Below are 23753 nucleotides of genomic sequence, written 5' to 3'. Positions count from 1 at the left end.
AATGAATGGTTATAAAATCAAAGCAAATAATGAAAGCGATAAAATTAAATTTTACCGATAGGATTTATTGAAATTTCTTTTTAACCCTACTAAGAGACTCAGGTTTAACGCCCAAATAACTTGCAATGTGATAAAGCGGAATTCTTTTTAAAATTTCTGGTTTGTTTTTTAAAAGATCTAGATACAAATCTTCTATGGTTAACGTTTTTTTAATTTCTTCTTTTTCTAAAAGGTTGGCATAATTTTTTAAATAAAAGTTAAAAGTGGCTCTTGTAAATACAGGGCAATTTTCTAAAATAACATCAAAGGCTTCCTTTGTTATTTCAATCATTTCTGTTTTTTCAAGGGCTTGTATGCTCGTTTTAGAAGGTAGGTTGTTCATTATTTGATGGTATTCTCCTATCCACCAATCTTCAAATGCAAAAAAACGATTGTATTCTGTTTTTTGTTTGTCAGTAATAAATACTCTCACAGCTCCTTTAAGGATGTATGCCGCAGAAGTGTTAGTATCTCCAGTTTTGTAGAAAAATTCTTTTTTCTTTAAAGATCTACATTGAAGAAATTCAGAAATGATATCAAATTCATTTTCGGGAATAATAACGCCTCTCTTTTTGTAGTACTCTTTTATTTTATAAAGCATTACTCAAATGATTTAGGGTGGGTTTATAATTGTAATATCTAACATAGTACAGATAACTATATAAATTTTAGCAGGTATTTATATATCAATACAATAATAAATCCGTTTTACAACTTTGTTAATTTTTCTTTAATAGGTTAGCAAAATTACATTAAAAATTAATAATAAAATAAATAATAGTTGTTTTGAGTATTAAAAAAATAACTAACAGAAAATAAGTTGTTTATGAGTTTTTTTTTGTTAAACTCATTTGTTTTCTTATCCTGCTTAATGATTCTGGTTTGATGTTTAGGTAAGAGGCAATGTGAAAAAGTGGTATTCTTTTGTCTATCCTAGGATGAAGTTTTATTAGATGTTCGTAGTTTTCTTGTGCAGTTAAACTTCTTTTTTGTTTCTCTTTTTTGGCTAGGGAATATTTTTCTGCAGCCGATATTTCTTCTAAGACTTTAGAAGCAACAGGACATTTTTCCATTAAAACCAAACAATCTTCTTTGGTAAAAGTAAGTAACTCAGTTTTTTCTAAGGCTTGTACACTGCAAAGAGCAGGTTTGTTTTGTATTAGTTCATATAAATCAACCATCCACCAATTTTCGTAGGCAAATCGTCTTATATAATCAACCCCTTTAGCATCAGTATAAAATTCTCGTAAAACTCCAGAAATAACAAACGCTCCGTGTTTTGGTATCTTGTCTTCAAAATTTAAATATTCACCTTTAAGAAGTGTCATAGGTTTTACCAAACTCATTAATATATCAGCCTCATTAGTAGGTATTAGTTGAGTTCTCGATAAAAAATCTACAATTCTGTTAGGCATTTTAAGTTCAGTTTTAATAAAAAAAAGAATAGTTACCTTCTAAGAAGGTAACTATTCAAATATACAGATTTTTAAGCTTGTATAAAAATATATTATACTGGCTTAAGACCTAGTTTGTCCATTCCCTTTGATGACCCATTTGTATGAAGTAATCTCGTCTAAGCCCATAGGACCTCTTGCATGTAGTTTTTGAGTACTAATACCTATTTCGGCCCCTAAACCAAATTGAGCTCCATCAGTAAAGGCTGTAGATGCGTTTGCGTATACAGCAGCAGCATCTACCACATTTAAGTATTTTGCTATGGTTTCAGCATTTTCAGAAATAATAGATTCACTATGTTTAGAGCTATATTTAGCAATATGATTTAAGGCTTCATCTATATTAGCTACTGTTTTAATAGACATGGTGTTAGCTAAGAATTCAGTACCAAAGTGAGTCTCTTCAGCTTTGTTTAATAAATCTTTTGGGTAGTCTGTTAAATGTTTGTAAGATTTTTCATCAGCATATACAAGGGTTCCTTTACTAGCTAACTCTGTAGACAATTTATTTAAATTGCTTAATTGAGATTCATGAATTAGCAAACAGTCTAAAGCATTACAAACACTAACTCTTCTTGTTTTAGAATTGGCTATAATAGCTGTTCCTTTTTTTACATCTCCATCTTTATCAAAATAAATATGTACAATACCAGCTCCAGTTTCAATCACAGGAACTTTTGCGTTTTCACGTACATAGTTAATTAAACCTTGACTACCTCTTGGAATAATAACATCTACATACTTTACTGCATTTAACATTTCAGTAGTAGCACTTCTATCAGCTGGTAAAAGAGTTACAACATCTGTATTGATATTATGACTTTTTAAGACTTCTTTAATAATGTTTACAATGGCAATGTTAGAAAATTCAGCATCACTACCACCTTTTAAAATACATGCATTTTGAGTTTTAAAACAAATAGCAAATACATCAAAAGATACATTTGGTCTAGCTTCATAAATTACTCCAATGACACCAATAGGCACTTTTATTCTAGAAATATCTAAACCGTTATCTAAAACTTTATTTTCAATGATTTTACCGATAGGGCTTTCTAAACGAGCAACATTTTTAATATCTCCTGCAATTCCTGTAATCCTATCTGCATCTAATAATAAACGATCATATTTTGGATCGTTCTTATCCATACGATCTAAATCTTTTTGATTTGCTTTTAAAATAACATCCGTGTTAGCAATTGCCTTGTCTGCAATTTCTACCAATATGTTGTTAATTTCTTCTGATGATATTTCAATTAATGCTCTACTTGCGTTTCTAGCATTTTGAAATGTTTGTTCTAATTTAAATTCCATTCTTACTTTATTGTTAAGTAATTATAGTGCACTAACGCAGGTTGGTTGTGTTTTTTTTGAAACACATGGGCTTTCTCTGCACCATAAGATGCCTTTCCATAACCTACTTCATTACCGTCGCTATTAATAATGGTAATGATGTCACCTTTTTTAAAATCACCTTCAATTTTTTCAATTCCAACAGGCAATAAGCTATTGGCTTGATTGCTTAAAAGGGCTTCGTGAGCTCCTTTGTTAATGGTTACTTTTCCTTTAGAAAAAGTACCAGAATTGGTGATCCATTTTTTTACTGCCGATTTGTTTTTATCGTGACGAGCTTTAAAAAACGTTCCAGTTTCTCTATTTAAGAGCTGGGCAGTAATATTGGGGACAGTACCATTTCCTATAGATACATTTACACCCAAAGCAGCAATTTTAATAGCGGTATTGGCTTTGGTTAACATTCCCCCACGTCCAAATTCTGATTTTTCTTCGCTAATAGCACTTTCTAAGTCGATTTCTTCATTGTCAAAATCTCTAATTAGTTTAGCATTAGGTTTTGTAGGATGGTCTGTAAAAATTCCATCAACATTACTCAAAATCAGTAATTCATCCGCCTGTACCATACTTGCTACCAAACCAGACAATTCATCATTATCTGTAAACATTAATTCTGTAACAGAAACCACATCATTTTCGTTAATAATAGGAGTAATGTTACATTTTAACAATGCTTCAATACAATTGGTCATATTTAAATAATGTTCTCTGGTACTAAAAGATTCTTTGGTAATTAATACCTGAGAGCATACCAACTGATGGTTGTTAAAAAAGCTATTGTATAGATTCATCAAAGCAATTTGTCCCACAGAGGCCAATACTTGTCTTTTACTCACTGCATCCAAAGAATTTGGTAAAATCACTTGAGGTCTACCTGCAGCAACAGCTCCAGAGGATACTAAAATTACTTGATGTCCTTGCTTTTTTAAAGCAGCAACTTGCTCCACAATATGTTCAATACGTTCTTTATTAGGAGCACCTGATGAAAGCGTAAGAACATTGGAACCTATTTTAATTAAAATCTTCTTAGATATAACATTCATGGTGATTATTGCTTCTAATAATGAAAAAACAAATATGGTATTGCAAAAGTCGTTATTTTTTAAAGAATGTACAAGCGCTATCCATGTGCATTGGTGCTCATTTAATAAATAAATTGTTTGAATAAAAATGATAAAAACAAAAAACCTTCAACAAATGTTGAAGGTTTTTTGAAGATTATGCAAAATAACTTATCCCTTTATTTTATCTAATAATTTTTTAAATTCTTTTTGAGAAATTTTAAAAATAGTTCCGTGTCTTGTTCCTTTTGGAAAAGTAATTTGATCAGAAATATCTTCCCAATCTTTTAAGTTTTTAGAAGTAATTGCCCCGTATTTATGATCGGTGTATTTATCAAAATAAACAATCCAACTTCCATTTATGTTGATCGCTGTTGGTCCTTCTGCCCAATATTTCCCTGTAATAGGTTCACTTGCTTCAGAGTAAGGTCCTGTTAATTTGTCGCTAAAAGCAACTTTAATATTTTTTTGTACTGGCTTTTTGGTTTCATCTTTTAAAAACATTACAAATTGATCTCCTTGCTTTTGAATGCTAGCATCAATCACATTAAACCCAGGATCATATAATAATTTAGTTTTGCTAAATTCTTTAAAATCTTTGGTAGTCGTGTAATATATTCTATGATTATATCCTGCATCTTCAGTAGTTTGTGTTTCTGGAAAAGTACCTATAATGGTAGATGCCCAATAAATCATATATTCTTTGGTAGTATCATCATAAGTAATTTCTGGAGCCCAAGTGTTTCGTGTGTCTTTTTCATGCTCCATTACCGGAATAAATTGTTGTTCTGACCAATGAGTTAAATCTTTAGAGTTGGCATATCCAATTCCTTTGTCTGTCCAGCTAACTGTCCATACCATGTGGTATAAACCATCACCTCCTTTAATAATACAAGGATCTCTCATCAACTTGTCTTTTCCAACTTCAGGCGTTAAAAAAGAAGTATCATTTTTTAAGGTTTTAAAAGTATATCCATCGTTGCTATAAGCAAAATGTAAACCATCTTCCCCATTTCCTTTAAAATAAGAAAACATATAGACAGGTTTTTCTGGTGTAAAATGGTTTACCTTTAACCAAGTTGTTAGTGATTTAGACCAATCAAGACTGGTTCCTACCCTTCCTAATCCAAATCCGTGACCTCCATTTTCATAAATATGCATTTCTGCACGAACTTTGTTCTCTTTTAATTTTAAATAATAGTTGATGCTATTTTCTACAGGTACTGCATGGTCATCTGTAGCGTGAATTAAAAAAGTAGGAGGTGTGTTGGCATCAATTTGTTTTTCGTTTGAGTATTTTTGAATCAAGTCAGCAGTGGCTTCTTTCCCTATTAAATTAACCTTAGATCCGTTGTGTGTAATACCATCTTCCATTGAAATCACAGGATAGATTAAGATAGAAAAATCTGGTCTTGCACTTGTTTTATCTGATTTGTAAACTTCATCATTATAATGTGTAGAAAGGGTAGAAGCCAAGTGTCCTCCCGCAGAAAACCCAATCACTCCAATTTTATTTGGATTGATGTTCCATTCTTTTGCATTTCTTCTTACTGTTCTAATAGCTTCTTGTGCATCTTGTAAGGGACCAATGGTTTTGTCCTTCATAATAATATCTGTTGGCAACCTATATTTTAATACAAAAGCTGAAATACCAATAGAGTTAAAGTATTTAGCAATTTCAATCCCTTCTTTATCAAAAGATAAAACAGAATATCCACCACCAGGACAAATAATCACAGCTGTGTTTTCATCAGAACCATTATCAACTATATAAGGAGTAATGGTTGGATCTGTTACCTTTCTAATCCCTGTTCTGTTTCCATTTTTATCTAATCTAGGTTCTTCCTTATAGTCTTTGTTCTTTTTAGAGTTGGGAACTTTGTCCCATAAAGGAATTTGATTTTCTTGCGAAAATGTGTTTGTCGATATTCCTGCAAAGAGGGCTAAACTAAAAAGCAGTACTTTGTTAAGATTTTGGATTGTTTTTTTCATAATATTCTGGTATTACAAATAGTAATTGATTTTTTGCTATTAGTATGATTTTGTGTTTGTGTTAATTTTGAACGATAAATATAATTAACATATATTGGTTGATATTTGTTATCCATATTTATTTTATTTCATGAAAACCAATAAGATTCTCTTGAATATGTTTTTCGCCTTCAATCACCTCACATTTGATATTCTTTAAGTTGATATTTTTAATAGGCTCTTCTTTTTGTCCTTGAATATTGGTCACAAACTTTACATCCTTTGTTTCAAAATTTTCAAGATATATATCACTAATAGGTGTTAATCTTCTTTCGTAAGTTGGTACCAAATCTCTCCATTGATACAATACATCTGTTTCAATTCCTAAAACACCAAGGTCAATTTTACCGCATTTAATATTGGTAACATGAATGTTTTTAACATAACCACCTCTACGTTCATTGGTTTTAATAAACACCAAGTGACCTAACTTTGCACCATCAACAACTTCGCAATTGTCCATAAAAACATTTTCAATTCCACCAGAAAGTTCACTACCAATAGCCAATAATTGATGTCCGTTTTTTACCAATAAATTTCTAAGCACTAAGTTTTTGGTAGGTGTGTTTAAACGCCAAGCATCTTGGTTACGACCAGATTTTACTGCAATGGCATCATCACCTTGATCAAAAACACAATTTTCAATCAACATATTTTGAGACATTTCAGGATCTACACCATCATTGTTGTGTCCATGAGCATAAACCTTAATATTTCTAATCACCACATCTTTTGATAAATAAGGATGAATCGTCCAAAACGGACTATTTTCAATACTAATTCCTTCTAATAATATGTTTTTTGACCTGTTGAATTGTATGAATTGAGGACGTAAATGTGCAGTGTCATTTACCATTTGTCTTTCTTCAACCAAAGTGTTTTTAGCACATAGGTTGTATAAGCGTTTTAAACTATTCATATGTGGAGCAGGCCTTGCAAACCATTTTGTCCAAACATCCATTTTGGCTTTAAGTTTCCCTTCACCAGTAATGGCGATGTTCTCACATTCGTAAGCATAAATTAAAGGAGAATAATTGTAGCATTCCATTCCTTCCCAAGTAGTATGAACTGCTGGTAAGTAATCCTCAGGTTTTTCTGAAAAAAGTAAAGTTGCTCCTTTATTTAGATGTAAATTTACATTGCTTTTAAAATGTAATTTTTTGGTAATCCATTCTCCTTCGGGAATCACAACAATTCCTCCTCCAGCTTTATTAGCTTCCTCAATAGCATTGTCAATAGCCAAAGCATTTTTTTCTTTATCACCTTTAACTGCTCCAAAATCTACAATAGAAAAAGTTTCACAACTACTGAAATTAGGGATTTGAATGATAGGCATTTCAAAAGGAGCGTCCACTTTAATTTCATCCAAAGTTATGGCTGTTTTTTTGTGATTGCATGCGTATAGTAAAGTTAAAAAGGTTGTTAAAAGAAAAATAACTTTTTTCATAGTGAATTTGTTCATTGGGATGTATAAAAAAAACTACTACCGAAAACGTATCGATAGTAGTTTTTATATGAGTGATGTCATTATTTAATTCTGTAAACTTCAGCTCCTGCTAAAAGAAAACATCCTAAGCCGTAATCTTCAAAATCAGGAATCTTGTCATAAGATAAAGGTTGTCCATCTTTAGGTTCTTTACCTGTTGATTGTAAATATCCTAAAAATCCGTTTTTATGTAGTCCGTCTTCAATCATGGCATTCCAAGCTTTTTCAATTACTGGTAAATAAGTTTCTTTATCTAAAATTCCGTTATTTACACCGTAAGCCATACCGTAAACAAATAACGCTGTTCCAGATAATTCTTTTCCTCCATAATGTTTAGGATCGTGTAAACTTACGTTCCAAAAACCATCTTTTCTTTGGATTGGAACTAAGGCTTGTGCCATAGATTTTAAATCTATGATGTACTGTTCTCTGTGTGGAGCATTTTCTGGAATAATGGTTAATACTTTTGCCAAAGCAGCAATTACCCATCCGTTACCACGGCTCCAGTAAGAATCTTCACCATTTGGTTCTGTGTATGGAGGATCAAAGTCAGCATCTCTCCACCAAAGACCATCTTTAGGGTTGTAAAGTCCGTGATCTCCGTGTTTGTCTCTGGTATACATGTACATATCGTACATTTTTTCATAATAACGATCATCGTTTTCTAAAACTCCTAATTTAGCAAATACAGGCATTCCCATTTGGATGGCATCAATCCAAGACCAATCATCTAATTGAGGAGTGTTTAAAAGCATATTTATACATGCTTTTGTGTTTTTTAATTTTTTAGGATCAGGTTCTAAATTATATAAATCGATATAAGTTTGTGCAGCACAATAGTCATCAGCATTTCTGTTGGCATTTCCATTTCTAAATCCCCAGTCGTGGAATTCAGCCCAGTCGTATGCATATTTGTAATACTCTTCTTTTGGGTAAATTTCATACAAAGCCATTAATCCTTCATAATAAACGCCACGAGTCCAAATATTACTTGGGCGTTCTTTGTTGGTAATAATGGTTTTTCCTACATCTTGCCATTTGTTCATAAAGTATTCATTGGCAAGTTGCATTTTTTCTAAAACCTTCTTTTTGTCAGAAATTTGACTAAAAGCAGTTTGAAGACTCAGGACAGAAATACATACAAGTAAGAGGTGTTTTTTCATGTGATATGTTTTTAATATTTGTGTAATTTAATTTTTTGTTAATGGAGTTAAAGTGATAGGGCCTAACAAACCTGATGGCATTGGTTTCCATTTGGTAGCATCAAATTTGTTATAATCTTTGTCTACCATATTAATTTCATAGAAGTTTTTCCATTCTTCACCTCTCATTTCTTTAGCTCTAATTCTGTTTGCAGATAAGTTTGTCACTTCTAAAGTAATGATGTTTTCTCCTTTTTTAAGCGATCCAATATTTATTTCAAAAGGATTAGACCATAAGGCTCCAACGGATTTTCCGTTTACCCAAATTTTAGCACTTTCTCTAACATTACCTAATTTTAGTAACCAGTTTTGAACGTTTTCATCAGGATTTTGAATGGTGATTTGATATCTAGCTGTTCCAGAAAAACCTTCTGCTTCTTTGCTTAAAGTTGTCCAAGAAGTTAATTCAGAAACGGTTTCAGTTTTTGGTAAACTTGGCCCTCCTCTTAAGAATGAAATATCCCAGTCACCTTCAATTTTATAGGTTTTGTCAGTCGCTTTAAAATATGACCAATTTTTAATATCAGAAGTGTCTTCAGATTTTAAGAATAAAGATTGTCCTGGTTTTATTTGTACTTTAACCAATGTAATATTTCCTTGTTTTTTTGTTTGTGCTTTCCCGTAATCAGAAGTGTTAGGATTGAAAATAATCACTTCTTTGTTGTATATATTTACAGGGATATATTGATCTACTGCTTTGGCTGTGTGATTTACCAAATAGTAGATTTTATTTCCGTTGTCATCTCTTCTAATAAATTTCAATCCCGTTTCTACTAGTTTTTCAGGTTGAACATTTGCCTGTGTTAAATCAGCAAAAACATCATTGGTAGGGTAGATGATAGATTTATTTTTGACTAGTAATTTTTGTAGTTTTTTGTTTTCTTTTTGATAGTCATTAAATCCAGGAACAGAACTTGGTAAACCTTCAAAAATAATTTTAGCTCCTTGTTTTTTCAGATTTATTAATTTTTCTAATGTAGCTAATGGCATGTTGGTACAAGCTGGAATAATTAAAGTTTTGTAGCTTCCTCCAGGTAAATGAATCATTCCATTTTTAAAAGTTGCTTGTTTGATGAAGTTGTCAGAAATAAAATCCATTCCATAACCTTTGTCCATCAATTTTCTAGTAGTATCATAAAAAGAAGTTCCGTGTAACCATTTTTTTAAAGAGTGAATTTTAAACTCAAAAAATAAAGTTCCGTCTAAGTTTTTACCCCAAGTATCATAAATAGGCCAGTATAGTAAATTTTCGTTGTCTGGAGTTCCCGATTGTAATAAAGATTGACAATTAGCGATATAAGAAAATAATTGAGCTTCTTCTTCACCAATAGTCAGATTAGGGTTAAAGTTTACCGAGGCATAAAATTTCCAACCTGGCCAAGCAGCTCGCTTTGGAGAATAAGTAGTTCCGTGTAAAAATACATGGTTAATTCCGTTTAAAAGTAAATCTTCTACTTCTGGTTTACATTGAGAAACAGCAGTTTTAAAATGATCTCTTAGCCAAGTAAAGGTTTCTGATGAGGTTAAAGGTTTTCCTGAAATGTGTCCTGCCGAAGATGAAAATTTAAGCATTACAGGATCCGCATCTCCATCTCTGATATCCTCTTTTTCTCTACGTAAACCCGGAATGTCATAAGGCATAGAACCAAAAGTTTCACATTCTGGAATATCAGCAGAAGCGTACAAGTCGATTAAATTACCCGGAGAACCATGGGCTTGTAATTTAGATTTAAAACCTTTGTTATTTCCCCATGCAGTCCAATGATTGTCAAAGTTTTTTAACAAATCAGAAATGGTTTCTCTATAATCGCTTTTAATTCTGTTTCCTTCTTCGGTATCATTTTGATCCAACAACAAAGGAATGTGTGGTTTTAAATCGTAACCTCTAAACTTTTCAAAAGCTTCAAAGAATTTTGCAGTGTAATTAGTTCCGTATACTTCGTAACTATCGTTAAAAATAGATCTTATTTTTCCATCAAACCCAACCAAGGCATCATCAAAAGGTTTTACATATGTTTTTAAAGCATCAACTGAATAATGGTCAAGTGTAAATCCACTACCACCCGGAGCAGCTCTTTTTACTTTTTGTCCTGTTTTTCCTTCAAAAATGGCATAAATAGTATAATTGTCTTTTTTAGCTTTCCATTTTAAAGAGTTGTTTTTGAGTTCACAAGTTAAATCTATAAAGTCGCCCTTTTCGCCATATGCTAAAACGTATTGCAGGGTAGCGTTCTTTCTGTCTCTTTCGTTTGTGACTATAACATCTTGATTAAAAACAGTTCCTTTTTTAACTTCATACTTTTCAGTGACCAATTTAGTAGCTGCATATTGAGGTGTTACTTGTGGTCCTCCATAAGGCCAACCGGTTCCTAACGTTAAATCTACTTGCATGTCTAAACTATCAGCAATTTTAATGGTATAGTCTAGCATTTTTATCCATTTAGGAGATAAGTAATCAATAAAATTATCTTCCTCTCCTTTTACCCCATATATAGGGGCTATTTCTACTCCGCCAATACCTACATTATGTAAATCAATTAAATTTTGTTTCAAATTATCTTCATCAACGGCACTACCCATCCACCACCAACGCGTCCATGGTTTATTAATGTTGGTTTTTTCTGTCCAAGGAGTTTTAGAAACTGTTTCTTGACCAAAAGAATTAAAGGTGAAAAAGACTCCGAAAAGTAAAGGGATGTGGCTTAGTTTTATTTTCATTACTACTTTGATTTTTTTTATAAAAGATATGTTTTATTTAATAACAATTAAATAATTATATGGATAGAATAAGAATATAAAACTATTAAAGATAGTTTTATATCGTGTCCTGTTCTTACCTGTAGTTTAGTTTCTGAAATCATAAAAGAGTTGTATTGTCTATCTAAGATTTTTCACTAAAATGTTTTTATCGAATTATTTATTTTGTTAATTTTTATATAATATTATGTTGTTTTTTTTATTAATTATTCAGTGTTGAAACTGATTGTTTATCAAGTTAGTAACTGTGTAAGTGTGTTTTTAACACCGTTTTGTTACAGGTCAGTACGGGATACCCTACTGGTTTGTAAAAAATATTTTTGATGATTATTAACTAAAATTATATAATATGAAAAACAAAAAAACACTGTTTATGGGGGTATTAATGTATGTTTTGATACATACATTAGGCTATGCCCAGCAAAAAAAAGTTACAGGTATTGTTTCAGACTCCTCAAATCTTCCTATGATTGGGGTTAATATTGTTATTAAGGGTACAAATACGGGTACTGCTAGTGATTTTGATGGGAGATTTAGTATTGATGTTTCTGCTGGTCAAACATTAGTTTTCTCCTACATTGGTTATGAGGTTAAAGAGCAAGTTATAGGTGCTGCTAATGAATATAAAATTAAAATGAAGCCAAGCAATACGGCCTTAGATGAAGTTGTTTTGGTTGGTTATGGTACTCAAAAAAGAATTATGACTACAGGAGCATTATCTTCTATTAAGACGGATAATTTTGTTGAACGACCGATATCTCGAGTGGATCAAGGGTTGGTAGGTCAAATTTCTGGGGTAAGAGTTAAACAAACTACTGGTATGCCGGGAGAGCCGTTTAGTATAAATATTAGGGGTACAGGATCCATATCAGCGGGAAATGAACCTTTGTATGTTATTGATGGTTTCCCTATACATACAGAGGGAACTTCAAGTAGTGGAAGTTTTTCTAATGGAAGCCCGTTGGATAATATGAATCCTAATGATATAGCATCTATTGAAATTTTAAAAGATGCAGCAGCTGCTGCTATTTATGGTTCCAGAGCATCTAATGGAGTTGTTTTAATAACAACTAAAAGAGGAAAAACAGGAAAACCTAAGTTTACATTTAATACTTACTCAGGTATTTCCAAAGAAGTAAAAAGAGTAGATGTATTAACAGCAGAAGAGTGGATAGGTAGAGCTAAAACAGTTATTGATCAGCAATGGAGAACATCAGGGATTCCTGGAGCTTTAGATACACAAACCATTGATGAAAGAAGAGCTATATATAATCAAAATCAAACAGCAAATGGTAAGCCAATACTAGCTCCAGATGAGTTTAATACCTCATATATGTATGATCCTAGATGGGATATGCCTGGTCACCCGGGATTAGATTATGTAGATTGGCAGGATAGAATTTTTAGGCTGGGAGAATTTAATAATTATCAAATATCTGCTTCGGGGGCAACAGATATGATTAATTATTATGTTTCAGGAAACTATCAGAAGAATAAAGGATATGTAATAGGTACAGATTATCAGTTATTTTCAGCAAGAGCTAATATTGATGTAAAGTTGTCAGATAGGTTTAAAGTGGGTGTAAATATTGCTCCATCGTATTCAATTAAGAATAATCCAGGAGTTGAAGGTAAAGATAATACCTTGCATAAAGCACTTAGTGCAACTCCTGTTTTTGAAAGTACAACAAATGCTAGTGGAGATAAATATACTACTAGATATGCATGGGGAAGTAGTACAACAGATATGTTGTCTAGATTGTCTAGAAAAGGAGAAAATTCAATGTTTAGAAACATTATGTCAGCATATTTAAGTTATGATGTAATTAAGGGATTAACAGCAAAATCTACATTAAACTTTGATAATTCAGATAATACTACTGAAAATTACAGTCCAAGTAGTAATTTAAATAGTATTAGAGGTAGTTATAATACATATAGAAGACAAAACTTCGTAAATGAAAATACATTGAATTATAGTTTTAATATTGCTGAAGATCATCATTTTACTGCTTTAGCTGGTATGTCTTTCAATTCATATAAAATAACAAAAGCTAGTTTGTCTTCAGGTAATTTATATAACAGTTATACAATCGAAACTTTGCCTTCAGGTTCTTTGGGTAGTACTAACTCAGCTAAGAACACACAAGTTTCTTATTTCGGAAGATTACAGTATGATTATCAAGAAAAGTATCTTTTTTCAGCTAGTATGAGAAGAGATGGTTCTTCTAAATTTGGATCTCAGCAGAGATGGGGATCTTTTCCTTCTTTGTCTTTAGGATGGAGAGTAACTCAAGAAGATTTCATGAAGAGTGTAGATTGGTTAAGCGAATTAAAAATTAGAGCTAGTTATGGGGTAAATGGTAGTAATAATATAGGTAATTACGCTGCTTTTTCAACTCTTGGAACTTATAATTACGCTTTAGGAAATGGAACAGGTCAAGGTCAAGGAGTATCTGGTATACCGAATCCTTATTTACATTGGGAAGAATCTAAGTCTAAAGATTTTGGTTTAGATTTTGGTTTGTTTAATAATAGAATTACTGGGATATTTGATTATTATACTAAATTGAATAGTGATTTATTACTTCAAGTACCAGCACTAGCAGCTTCTGGATTTACAAGTTACCTGTCTAATATTGGAGAGGTTGAAAACAAAGGATGGGAGTTTGAATTAACTACGAGAAATGTTATTAGTAAAGATTTTGAGTGGAAAACATCTGCAAATATAAGCCATAATGAAAATAAAGTTTTGGCATTAGGACCAGATCAAGATAAGATTGAAATTTCTTCAAGTTATGGAGGTGGAGTTCCTTTTATTAAATTAGAAGTAGGAAAGCCTATGTACACTATTTTTACCGTAGTACAAGATGGTGTGGTTACTCAGGCTGATATCGATAATGGAGGGACTACTTTTGGAGGGAAACCTTTAGTGCTAGGGGACCCTAGATATGTTGATCAAAATAATGATAAAAAAATTAATACTGATGATCGTGTAGATGTAGGAAATCCATTGCCAAAGTATACTTGGGGAATTACAAATACATTTAAGTATAAAGATTTTGACTTAAATATTTTAGTTCAAGGTCAAAATGGTGGTTATGTTTATGGTTTGTTAGGAAGAGCTATTAACAGAACTGGTATGGGCTATGGAGAGAATACGATTAATCTTGATCCTGCGGTAAGAGGAAACTGGAAGACAAATTTCGGATATAAGCCTAATACAGACTGGTTGTATAAGTCAGACTATATTAGTGTTAGAAATATAACTTTAGGATATAGTTTAAACAAACTACTTGCTTCGGTGTCTAGGATTGATAACGCAAGAGTGTACGTAAGTGCAGAAAATTGGTTTTATTGGGATAAATACGATGGAGGATATAACCCGGAAGCGGTTAATGTGTCTGGAAGTAGTGATAGTAGGTTCCCAGTCCCTGCGGACTATGGAGGTACTCCATTGTCTAGATCACTTGTCTTAGGGCTTAATATTAATTTTAATTAAAAAAAGATGAAAAAGTATATAAAAATAATTGTCAGTGTTTTTGCTTTTTTAGCTTTGTTTTCTTGTGAAGATGAGCTAAATCAAATCCCTCTTTCTCAGGGAACAACAGAGAATTTTTATTCTACCGAGAATGATTTTATTCAAGCTAGAAATGCAACCTACTCCATAGCGTTTCATGGAACTGGGACTTATGGCTATGCAAACAGATTATTAAACTTAAGTGAAACAAGATCTGATAATCTATATGGTGTTACTCAGGCATCTAGAGCTTGGGAAGGGATAAATAATTTCTTTACCTCTATTAGTTCAAATTCTTTGGTTAAAGAGGCTTATGTTAGTAATTATAATGCTATTTATAAAGCTAATCAGTTGATAGAACAGATAGAGCTTAAAGGTGATGTTATTGTTGATGATAACGAGAGAGATAACATGAAAGCGGAAGCACATTTTTTAAGAGCATTTTGTTATTTTGATTTGATAAGATGGTTTGGTAAAGTGCCGTTGATTGATAAAACATTATCTCCACAGGAAGTTGCTACTATTGGTAGAGCAGATGTTTCAAAGATTTATGAATTAATTATTTCTGATTTGGAGCTCGCTATTGATAAACTTGCTCCGTCGTATCCAGATGCTGAATTCGGTAGGGTTACAAAATATGGTGCAAAAGGAATTTTAGCTCTTGTTTATATGACTCGCTCAAGTGATACGTATGCTATTGAGGGGGCTACATTAGGTTTAGATGAGTGGGATAAAGCTTATCAGCAATTGAATGATATTAAGAATAGTCAATTGTTTGAATTTGGGACTGATTATAATTCTATTTTTCGTGTAGAAGGAAATTTAAATAAAGAAAATGTTTTAACGATTCCATATGCAGAAGATACAGGTAATGGAGTTGGAGGTAATTTTATGATTGAAGTAGGTGATGATAATTATTTTCATTCGTTAGGGTTGAATGATCAGGGGTCTTTGGAGAGAAGGCCTGTTTCAGTAACTTTTAGAAATTCATTTGATGCAAATGATGAGCGTGCTAGTTTCGGAATAATAGATGATTTTGAGGTAACAAATGCTTCAAGTAAATATTTTGGTACATATACAGATAGAACATCGTTTATAAAGTATATTGATATTAACAGATATGGTAACGGAAGAGAAGACTGGGGAGTAGATTTTATGGTAATTAGATATACAGATGTTTTAATGTTAATGGCTGAATGTACATTACATGGAGGTGGTGGAACTCAGGCAGATGTTGATGATATTGTTAATGATGTAAGAGAGCGTGCTGGTTTAGCAAGAGATGCTAGCGGTGTTACATTAGAGCAATTGTTTGAAGAAAGAAGAAAAGAATTCTTTTCTGAAGGGTCAAGGTGGTTTGACTTAATTAGGTCAGGAAATGCAATTACAATTATGAATGACTGGAAGACAAATGAAGATTTGTCTAACAGTATTGGGGTTATAGATAAAAACTCATTGTTATATCCAATTCCGCTGCAAGAATTGTTAACAGCACCTGATTTGTATGAGCAAAATCCAGGATACGATAACTAAATCATTTTTAATAGAATTTATAAACGCTATGATATTTGTATCATAGCGTTTTTTTATGCAGTATGGTACAGGATACAACATTAATCCTATTAGTATAGTTTTAAACTCCTGTTTTAAGGTTTTATCTTGAAATAATATTTCTTAATTAAAATAATATAAAACATATGCTTAATATTTTAAGGAGTTTTAATTTTTTAGGTCTAGGTTCTATGATGGTTTTGATGTTTGCTTGTCAGCAGAAATCAAAAAACAACAACTCAATAATTTCTAAAAAAGGTCTAAATGTTTTGATTATTATTGCAGATGATGCAGGTTGGAACGATGTTGGTTACAATGGTTCTGAAATCAATACGCCTAATATTGATGCTTTAGCTGAAAAGGGAGTCAAATTGAATCGATTTTACGCAAACCCTACTTGCTCACCTTCTCGAGTGTCTTTGTTAACAGGAATGCCTTCTAGTAGAATAGGTATTGTAGCGCCTATTAGCGGAAAAAGTAATAAAACTTTGCCAGATTCAATTACTACTTTACCACAAGCATTAAAAAAATACAATTACGAAAATGCTTTGTTTGGTAAATGGCATTTAGGTTTGGATATTTCCAATGGTCCAAATGCTTTTGGTTTTGATTATTCTTATGGATTTCTTCATGGTCAAATAGATCAATATACACACAGATATAAAAATGGTGATGCAAGTTGGTATAGAAATAATAACATGATTGAAGAAGAAGGTCATACCACAGATTTAGTTACCAAAGAAGCCATTGATTGGATCACAAAAAAAAGAAATGTTACCAAAAATTTCTATATTCAGTTGGCTTATAGTGCTCCTCACTTTCCTTTGCAAGAAGAAGATAAATGGAAAGAACCGCATCTAAAAACAATAAAAAACGACTCTAGAAGAGATTTTGCAGCAGCCATGTCTCATTTAGATCATAGCATAGGAAAAGTATTAAAAACGTTAAAAGATCAACATTTAGAGGAAAATACATTAGTGGTTTTTATGAGTGATAATGGAGCTATGGAAAATTGGAATCCAACGTATCAATATGATGGTAAATTTAAAGCAAATGATGTGTTAGGAAGTAATTATCCCTTAAAAGACTGGAAAGCCTCAAATTATGAAGGCGCTATAAGAGTTCCTGCAATTGTGTATTGGAAAAATCATTTAAAGAATCAAGAAAATTGGAATTATATGTCTGTTAGTGATCTAATGCCAACGATTTTATCGCTTATTAATAAAGAGATTCCAAAAGATGTAGAAGGAGTCAATGTTTGGTCATCAATAGCAGATGCTAATGTTAAAACAAATCATGATATTTATGTAAGAGGTCATAAGCAAGAAAGTTTAATTCATCAACCTTATAAGATTGTTAGAACAAGACATAAAGATGGTTCTCCAGCTTTGTATCAATTGTATAATATTGATGAAGATCCTGAAGAAAAACAAGATGTAGTCAATAAAAAACCAGAGGTGCTGGCAAGGTTAAAAATATTATTGCAAAATCAATTTATAAAAGACGATAAAACAGTAAATGTTGAGCTTAAATAAGGTTTTTAAAATGTATAAAATATCATATAAAGTTACTTTGATGTTCTTGTTGTTGATGTCTTCTGTTTCAATACAAGCTCAGAGTCCTAAAAAAAATGTTGCCGATAAACCATTGTTTAGAGATCCTGTTTTTGATGGGGCAGCGGATCCTTCCATTATTTGGAGTGATGAAGAACAAAAATGGTTGATGTTTTATACCAATAGAAGAGCCAATGATACTTCTATTAAAGGAATTGATTGGGTTCATGGAACTAAAATTGGTGTTGCAGAATCTACTGATGGTGCGCACTGGACGTATAAGGATACTTGTAGTATTAATTATAATTTAAAAGAGGTTACTTATTGGGCTCCCGAGGTGATAACGTATAAAGATACATATCATATGTATTTAACCATTGTGCCTGGTATATTTAAAGATTGGTATCATCCGAGATATATCATTCATTTAACCAGTAAAAACTTAATGGATTGGGACTATCAATCAAAATTAACATTAGCTTCAGAGCGTTGTATAGATGCGGATGTTTTTCAGTTGCCTGATGGAATTTTTAGGATGTATTACAACAATGAAAATGATGGTAAATCTATTTATTATGCCGATAGTAAAGATTTGTATCGCTGGGTGGATAGTGGAGTAAAAGTAATTAAAGATAGAGGAGAAGGTCCTGTGGTTTTTACATGGAAAGGAAAAAATTGGATGATGAACGATGCTTGGAGAGGTTTGGGAGTTTATGCCTCAGATGATTTTGTTAATTGGAAAAGACAAGAGAAAAATATATTACAAACACCAGGAACAGGAAAAGATGATCAGGTAAAAGGAGGGCATCCAGATGTTATTGTAAAGGATGATAAAGCTTATGTTTTTTATTTTACACATCCTGGTAGAACTCACGAAAATGAAGGGGAAGATAATACAGAAACAAGAAGAACCTCTATTCAGGTAGCGGAATTAGAATATGTAAATGGAAATATTATGTGCAATCGTAATTTACCAGTACAAATAAATTTAAAACCATAAAAATGAAAAAAGATATTGTTAGGAATGCTTTTAAAATGAAGCTAAAACCGGGATTTGAAGCAGAGTATAAAAAACGTCACGATGAGATTTGGCCAGAATTAGAAACTTTATTGTCTGAATCAGGGATTCAAGATTATAGTATTTTTTTAGATGAAGAAACTTTAATTCTTTTTGCTGTACAAAAACTTAATAAAGACTTTGATACAAGTTTATTGCCAAACCACCCTATTGTAAAAAAGTGGTGGGCGTATATGGGAGATATTATGGATACAAATTCTGATAATTCCCCTGTAGAAAAACCATTAAAAGAGGTTTTTCATATGGATTGATATCTATAAGTGTTGACGAAACTATGCTTACCGCTGCAAGACAAAAAGATGGTAGTCTTCCATACATCAATAGTTTTAAATTATCTCCTAACAGCAAAGCACTTAATTTAGGTTTAGATATTGGTTTTCCTTTTTCGGGAATAGCACCAGACTTAGGATGTTTTGAACGAAAACACTAACTTTAAAAATTATAAAAAATCATAAAAAAAGAATGAAATTACAATTTAAAACACTTTTATTAATAGCCTTTAGTATTGGTAATTTTTGCTTTGCTCAAGAATTAAAATCTGTCTCTATTTTAGGAGATTCGTACTCTACTTTTGATGGATATATTGAGCCTAATACAAATAAAACATGGTATTTTAATAATACCTCCCAAAACACCGATGTTGTAAGTGTACAACAAACTTGGTGGCATAAGTTTGTGAAAGAAAATAATTATAAACTAGAAAAGAATAATTCTTTTTCAGGTTCTACTATTTGTAATACAGGTTATAGAAAAGAAGATTATACTTTTTGTTCTTTTATCACTCGTATGAAAAATTTAGGTTCACCTGATATGATATTAATTTTTGGTGCTACTAATGATGCTTGGGCAGGTGCTCCAATAGGAAATTACCAGTATGCAGATTGGAAAGCAGAAGAATTATACAGTTTTCGTCCAGCAATGGCTTATATGTTAGATTATATTACAAATAGACATCCGAATGTTGAAGTTTATTTTATTTTAAATTCTGAATTAAAAGAAGAAATTAACGAATCAGTAAAAACCATCTGTAAACATTACAATGTTGATTGTATTGAATTAAAAGATATAGATAAAAAATCGGGACATCCTTCTGTTAAAGGAATGGAACAAATTAATACACAAATTACAGCGTTTATTAAGTAGTAAAATAATTTAATACTATAAAAAAAGCTCTAATCGAAAGATTAGAGCTTTTTTTATTGATATAATTATAGTTGTGTGTTTTTGTTGATATATCTATACTTAAATAGTTATTTTGTTAAGGATTTGTACGTTTTTCCTGTTTATTAAGTACGATATTCTTTATTAAAAAAATCATTCTACAGTTAATTTGCTCTCATAACATTTTAATTATTTAACTAAAAACAAGAGTATGGAAAACAATGTAAATTTTTTCAAGGATGTAAAATTAAAAGCATTCAAACGTATCATGCTACAGTTTGTACAATAGAGTATAAATCAAATTAAATCTTGAATCAATAAAACAAACTAAAACTAAATTAAACAGATAAGGCATGAAATTAAAACAGAATATCAAGAGTTATTTCTTTTTACTAGGAGTGTTGTTTGCTTTGCCAATATACGCGCAAAGCAAGTCTAGTATAAAAGGAATTGTTACAGACAAAACAGGGATGCCCTTGCCAGGAGTATCCATAATTGTTAAAAACACATCTATTGGAACTACTACAGATTTTGATGGTAAGTATGAGTTTTTAGTTCCTGATGATGCAAAAACTATCACCTTTACCTATGTCGGAATGGTGAAGCAAGAAATTAATATTAATGGAAAATCTACCATTAATATTATCATGAAAGAAGACACAGAGTCTTTAAAAGAAGTGGTGTTGGTTGCTTTTGGTCAGCAGAAAAAAGAAGACATGATTGGGGCAGTGTCTACTATTAATGCTAAAGATTTACAAAAAATATCAACTAGTAACCTTACCACCGCTTTGGCAGGTCAAGTTGCCGGTGTAATTGCTTATCAAAGAAGTGGTGAGCCAGGAGAAGACAATGCAGATTTTTTTGTTCGTGGAATTACAACTTTTGGGTCTCAAGCCAATAGAAGTCCTTTGATTTTAATTGATGGAATGGAATTAACAACTACAGATTTAGCTCGTTTACAGAAAGATAACATCGAAAGTTTTTCGGTCTTAAAAGATGCAACAGCAACTGCTTTGTATGGAGCTCGTGGAGCCAATGGAGTAATATTGGTGCAAACAAAACAAGGGGTAGAAGGTCCTGCAAAAATTTCTTTTCGTATAGAGAATTCAACATCATCACCAACAAGAAATGTTCAGTTTGCAGACCCAATTACTTTTATGAATATGCATAATGAGGCTGTTGTAACAAGAGATCCTTTAGGGCAAACATTGTATTCTCCTCAAAAAATAGAAAATACTATTAGTGGCAGCAATAAATATTTTTATCCTACCAATGATTGGCAGCAATTATTGTTTAAAGATCAAACAAACAATAGACGTATGAACTTAAATGTAAGTGGTGGTGGAAAAGTAGCCAGATATTATGTTTCAGGTTCTTACAATACCGATAATGGTATTTTAAAAACACATAAGCGCAACAATTTTAATAGTAACATTAAATTGAATAGTTACACTTTACGATCTAACGTTAATATTGATGTTTCTCCATCAACAGAGTTGGTAGTAAGGTTAAACGGTGTTTTTGACGATTACACTGGTCCTTTAAATGGAGGTTCTGATGTTTATAAAATGGCAGTTCGTTCTAATCCAGTATTGTTTCCTGCTTATTATCCAGTGGATGAGGATCATAAATATGTAAAACATATTTTATTTGGAAATTATGGAGATGGAAATTACTTAAATCCCTATGCAGAAATGGTAAGAGGCTATAAAAACTATTCAAGATCAAGAATGTTAGCTCAGTTTGAAATGAATCAAGATTTATCGATGTTAATAGAGGGGTTAAAGTTCAACACCATGGTAAATACCAACCGTAATTCTTACTTTGACGTAAGTAGAATGTACAATCCGTTTTATTACGAAGCAGGAAATTATAATAGATTTAATAATACTTATACGTTAACTCAATTAAACCCTGATACGGGAACCGAAACTTTGGGAGAGCCTCAAGGAGGAAATAAAACAGTAAGTTCTACTTTTTATTTACAAAGTCAGTTTGTTTATAATAGAAATTTTAACGATAAACATCAAGTAAACGGTTTGTTGGTATATCGTATGCAAGAGAGTTTGACTAGTGATTTTAGTAGTTTACAAACCTCACTGCCTTCTAGAAATTTAGGAGTTTCAGGTAGAGCTACTTATGCATATGACAATCGTTATTTTGCAGAATTTAACTTTGGATATAACGGATCTGAAAGATTTCATCAATCTCAACGTTTTGGGTTTTTTCCATCAGCTGGTGCTGCCTGGACTATTTCTAATGAAAAATTTTGGCAACCTTTTAAAGAAGTGGTAAACAATTTTAGATTGAGAGGGTCTTATGGTCTTGTTGGTAATGATGGTATTGGATCTTCGGCTGATAGATTCTTTTATCTATCTGAAGTTAACTTAAATGATGGAGATAGATCAGCAACTTTTGGTAGAGATAATGGGTATAGTAAAAATGGAGTTCGTATAAGTCGTTATCCAAACCCCGACATCACATGGGAAATTGCTCGTAAATCTAATATAGCAGTAGAGCTAGGTTTATTTAATAAATTAACAGTTCAGGCAGATTATTTTAGAGAACGTCGTACTAATATTTTAATGGAAAGAGAAGCGATTCCAAGTACTATGGGATTACAAACTTCTATCAAAGCAAATTTAGGAGAGGCATCAGGAAGTGGAGTAGATTTATCAGCAGATTTTCGTCACAGTTGGAGCGATGGAACTTGGTTTTCTGCTCGTGCTAATTTTACATATGCTACCAATAAATTTGAAGTATATGAAGAACCGGAATATGATGAATATTGGCGTTCTAGAGTAGGAAAATCACTTCAACAAACCTACGGTTATATTGCAGAACGTTTGTTTGTAGATGATGAAGAAGCACTAAACTCTCCAACACAAAACTTTGGAGGAAGACCTGTTGGTGGTGGAGATATTAAATATACCGATATCAATAACGACGGTGAAATTACCGAAGCAGATAAAGTAGCTATTGGTAACCCAACGCTTCCTGAAATTGTATATGGTTTTGGATTTTCATTTGGATATAAAAGCTTTGATGTATCAGCCTTTTTCCAAGGTTTGGCAAACGAATCTTTTTGGATAGATCCAGTAGCTATATCTCCTTTCGTAGCTTCAGGAGGTGGAGAAAATCAAGTATTACAAGCGGTAGCCGATAGTTACTGGTCTGAAAGTAATAGAGATTTATACGCATTTTGGCCGAGGTTAGATACTGAGTTAAATGAAAACAATACACAAACTAGTACTTGGTTTATGCGTGACGGATCTTTCTTAAGATTAAAGCAGGTTGAAGTAGGGTATAATTTGCCAGAAAAACTTAAAAACACATTAGGGATGTCAACATTTAGAGTCTATTTAAACGCCTCAAACTTATTAACGTTTAGTAAGTTTAAAAAATGGGATGTTGAAATGGGAGGAAATGGTTTAGGATATCCTGTACAGAGAACCATCAATTTAGGAATGAATATCAGTTTTAACTAATAAACAACCATTCGTTTTA

General features: G+C 32.0%; 16 protein-coding genes. 8 read left to right on the top strand and 8 right to left on the bottom strand.

Annotated features, from left to right (window positions below; all coding sequences use genetic code 11):
- Positions 1–64 precede the first annotated feature (64 nt).
- The 8 genes from QVZ41_RS00250 to QVZ41_RS00215 form a co-directional block, all read right to left on the bottom strand.
- Positions 65–640, bottom strand: coding sequence for a Crp/Fnr family transcriptional regulator (locus tag QVZ41_RS00250; protein WP_302882552.1), 576 nt, complete (start codon positions 638–640; stop codon positions 65–67).
- A gap of 223 nt (positions 641–863) precedes the next feature.
- The gene (locus QVZ41_RS00245; RefSeq protein ID WP_302882551.1) at positions 864–1454 is read right to left on the bottom strand and encodes a Crp/Fnr family transcriptional regulator; all 591 of its coding nucleotides are present in this window, start codon (positions 1452–1454) and stop codon (positions 864–866) included.
- Positions 1455–1556: 102 nt separating this feature from the next.
- The gene (locus tag QVZ41_RS00240) at positions 1557–2807 is read right to left on the bottom strand and encodes a glutamate-5-semialdehyde dehydrogenase (RefSeq protein ID WP_302882550.1); all 1251 of its coding nucleotides are present in this window, start codon (positions 2805–2807) and stop codon (positions 1557–1559) included.
- Positions 2808–2809: 2 nt separating this feature from the next.
- Positions 2810–3889, bottom strand: a complete 1080-nt coding sequence (gene proB / locus QVZ41_RS00235; RefSeq protein ID WP_302882549.1) for a glutamate 5-kinase — start codon at positions 3887–3889, stop codon at positions 2810–2812.
- A 189-nt stretch (positions 3890–4078) separates the two neighbouring features.
- Positions 4079–5899 (bottom strand): prolyl oligopeptidase family serine peptidase, encoded by a 1821-nt coding sequence (locus QVZ41_RS00230; protein WP_302882548.1) that lies wholly within the window; start codon positions 5897–5899, stop codon positions 4079–4081.
- A gap of 118 nt (positions 5900–6017) precedes the next feature.
- Complete coding sequence (locus QVZ41_RS00225) at positions 6018–7385, bottom strand: glycoside hydrolase family 28 protein (RefSeq protein WP_302882547.1); 1368 nt, start codon at positions 7383–7385, stop codon at positions 6018–6020.
- Between the two features lie 80 nt (positions 7386–7465).
- Entirely contained in the window at positions 7466–8587 is a 1122-nt protein-coding gene (locus QVZ41_RS00220) for a glycoside hydrolase family 88/105 protein (protein ID WP_302882546.1), read from the bottom strand.
- A 27-nt stretch (positions 8588–8614) separates the two neighbouring features.
- Complete coding sequence (locus QVZ41_RS00215; RefSeq protein WP_302882545.1) at positions 8615–11344, bottom strand: glycosyl hydrolase; 2730 nt, start codon at positions 11342–11344, stop codon at positions 8615–8617.
- Positions 11345–11732: 388 nt separating this feature from the next.
- On the opposite strand from QVZ41_RS00215, the gene QVZ41_RS00210 reads away from it, so the two are divergent.
- The 8 genes from QVZ41_RS00210 to QVZ41_RS00175 all read left to right on the top strand — a co-directional run bounded on the left by QVZ41_RS00210 (position 11733) and on the right by QVZ41_RS00175 (position 23734).
- The gene (locus tag QVZ41_RS00210) at positions 11733–14885 is read left to right on the top strand and encodes a SusC/RagA family TonB-linked outer membrane protein (protein ID WP_302882544.1); all 3153 of its coding nucleotides are present in this window, start codon (positions 11733–11735) and stop codon (positions 14883–14885) included.
- A 6-nt stretch (positions 14886–14891) separates the two neighbouring features.
- Positions 14892–16436: a RagB/SusD family nutrient uptake outer membrane protein gene (locus QVZ41_RS00205; protein ID WP_302882543.1), complete on the top strand. Its 1545-nt coding sequence runs from the start codon at positions 14892–14894 to the stop codon at positions 16434–16436.
- A 164-nt stretch (positions 16437–16600) separates the two neighbouring features.
- Positions 16601–17989, top strand: a complete 1389-nt coding sequence (locus QVZ41_RS00200) for a sulfatase-like hydrolase/transferase (protein ID WP_302882542.1) — start codon at positions 16601–16603, stop codon at positions 17987–17989.
- A gap of 10 nt (positions 17990–17999) precedes the next feature.
- The gene (locus QVZ41_RS00195; protein ID WP_302882541.1) at positions 18000–19007 is read left to right on the top strand and encodes a family 43 glycosylhydrolase; all 1008 of its coding nucleotides are present in this window, start codon (positions 18000–18002) and stop codon (positions 19005–19007) included.
- 2 nt (positions 19008–19009) lie between these two features.
- Positions 19010–19336, top strand: a complete 327-nt coding sequence (gene rhaM, locus QVZ41_RS00190) for an L-rhamnose mutarotase (protein WP_302882540.1) — start codon at positions 19010–19012, stop codon at positions 19334–19336.
- Positions 19337–19359: 23 nt separating this feature from the next.
- On the top strand, positions 19360–19515 hold the full coding sequence (locus QVZ41_RS00185) for a hypothetical protein (RefSeq protein WP_302882539.1): 156 nt from the start codon (positions 19360–19362) through the stop codon (positions 19513–19515).
- Between the two features lie 32 nt (positions 19516–19547).
- Complete coding sequence (locus QVZ41_RS00180) at positions 19548–20228, top strand: SGNH/GDSL hydrolase family protein (RefSeq protein ID WP_302882538.1); 681 nt, start codon at positions 19548–19550, stop codon at positions 20226–20228.
- Between the two features lie 371 nt (positions 20229–20599).
- On the top strand, positions 20600–23734 hold the full coding sequence (locus QVZ41_RS00175) for a SusC/RagA family TonB-linked outer membrane protein (protein ID WP_302882537.1): 3135 nt from the start codon (positions 20600–20602) through the stop codon (positions 23732–23734).
- Positions 23735–23753 lie beyond the last annotated feature (19 nt).

The sequence above is a fragment of the Wenyingzhuangia gilva genome, assembly GCF_030519655.1.
In the GTDB taxonomy this organism is placed as follows: Bacteria; Bacteroidota; Bacteroidia; order Flavobacteriales; family Flavobacteriaceae; genus Wenyingzhuangia; species Wenyingzhuangia gilva.
Note: the sequence above shows the minus strand (reverse complement) of the source record. Positions and strands in the feature narration are given on the sequence as shown.

What these genes read in the sequence shown, in the direction of transcription:
- QVZ41_RS00220 (WP_302882546.1), bottom strand. Translation starts at nt 8,587, where the DNA reads ATGAAAAAACACCTCTTACTTGTATGTATTTCTGTCCTGAGTCTTCAA.
- rhaM (WP_302882540.1), top strand. Translation starts at nt 19,010, where the DNA reads ATGAAAAAAGATATTGTTAGGAATGCTTTTAAAATGAAGCTAAAACCG.
- QVZ41_RS00210 (WP_302882544.1), top strand. Translation starts at nt 11,733, where the DNA reads ATGAAAAACAAAAAAACACTGTTTATGGGGGTATTAATGTATGTTTTG.
- QVZ41_RS00180 (WP_302882538.1), top strand. Translation starts at nt 19,548, where the DNA reads ATGAAATTACAATTTAAAACACTTTTATTAATAGCCTTTAGTATTGGT.
- QVZ41_RS00215 (WP_302882545.1), bottom strand. Translation starts at nt 11,344, where the DNA reads ATGAAAATAAAACTAAGCCACATCCCTTTACTTTTCGGAGTCTTTTTC.
- QVZ41_RS00205 (WP_302882543.1), top strand. Translation starts at nt 14,892, where the DNA reads ATGAAAAAGTATATAAAAATAATTGTCAGTGTTTTTGCTTTTTTAGCT.
- proB (WP_302882549.1), bottom strand. Translation starts at nt 3,889, where the DNA reads ATGAATGTTATATCTAAGAAGATTTTAATTAAAATAGGTTCCAATGTT.
- QVZ41_RS00225 (WP_302882547.1), bottom strand. Translation starts at nt 7,385, where the DNA reads ATGAAAAAAGTTATTTTTCTTTTAACAACCTTTTTAACTTTACTATAC.
- QVZ41_RS00195 (WP_302882541.1), top strand. Translation starts at nt 18,000, where the DNA reads ATGTATAAAATATCATATAAAGTTACTTTGATGTTCTTGTTGTTGATG.
- QVZ41_RS00230 (WP_302882548.1), bottom strand. Translation starts at nt 5,899, where the DNA reads ATGAAAAAAACAATCCAAAATCTTAACAAAGTACTGCTTTTTAGTTTA.
- QVZ41_RS00175 (WP_302882537.1), top strand. Translation starts at nt 20,600, where the DNA reads ATGAAATTAAAACAGAATATCAAGAGTTATTTCTTTTTACTAGGAGTG.
- QVZ41_RS00185 (WP_302882539.1), top strand. Translation starts at nt 19,360, where the DNA reads ATGCTTACCGCTGCAAGACAAAAAGATGGTAGTCTTCCATACATCAAT.
- QVZ41_RS00245 (WP_302882551.1), bottom strand. Translation starts at nt 1,454, where the DNA reads ATGCCTAACAGAATTGTAGATTTTTTATCGAGAACTCAACTAATACCT.
- QVZ41_RS00250 (WP_302882552.1), bottom strand. Translation starts at nt 640, where the DNA reads ATGCTTTATAAAATAAAAGAGTACTACAAAAAGAGAGGCGTTATTATT.
- QVZ41_RS00240 (WP_302882550.1), bottom strand. Translation starts at nt 2,807, where the DNA reads ATGGAATTTAAATTAGAACAAACATTTCAAAATGCTAGAAACGCAAGT.
- QVZ41_RS00200 (WP_302882542.1), top strand. Translation starts at nt 16,601, where the DNA reads ATGCTTAATATTTTAAGGAGTTTTAATTTTTTAGGTCTAGGTTCTATG.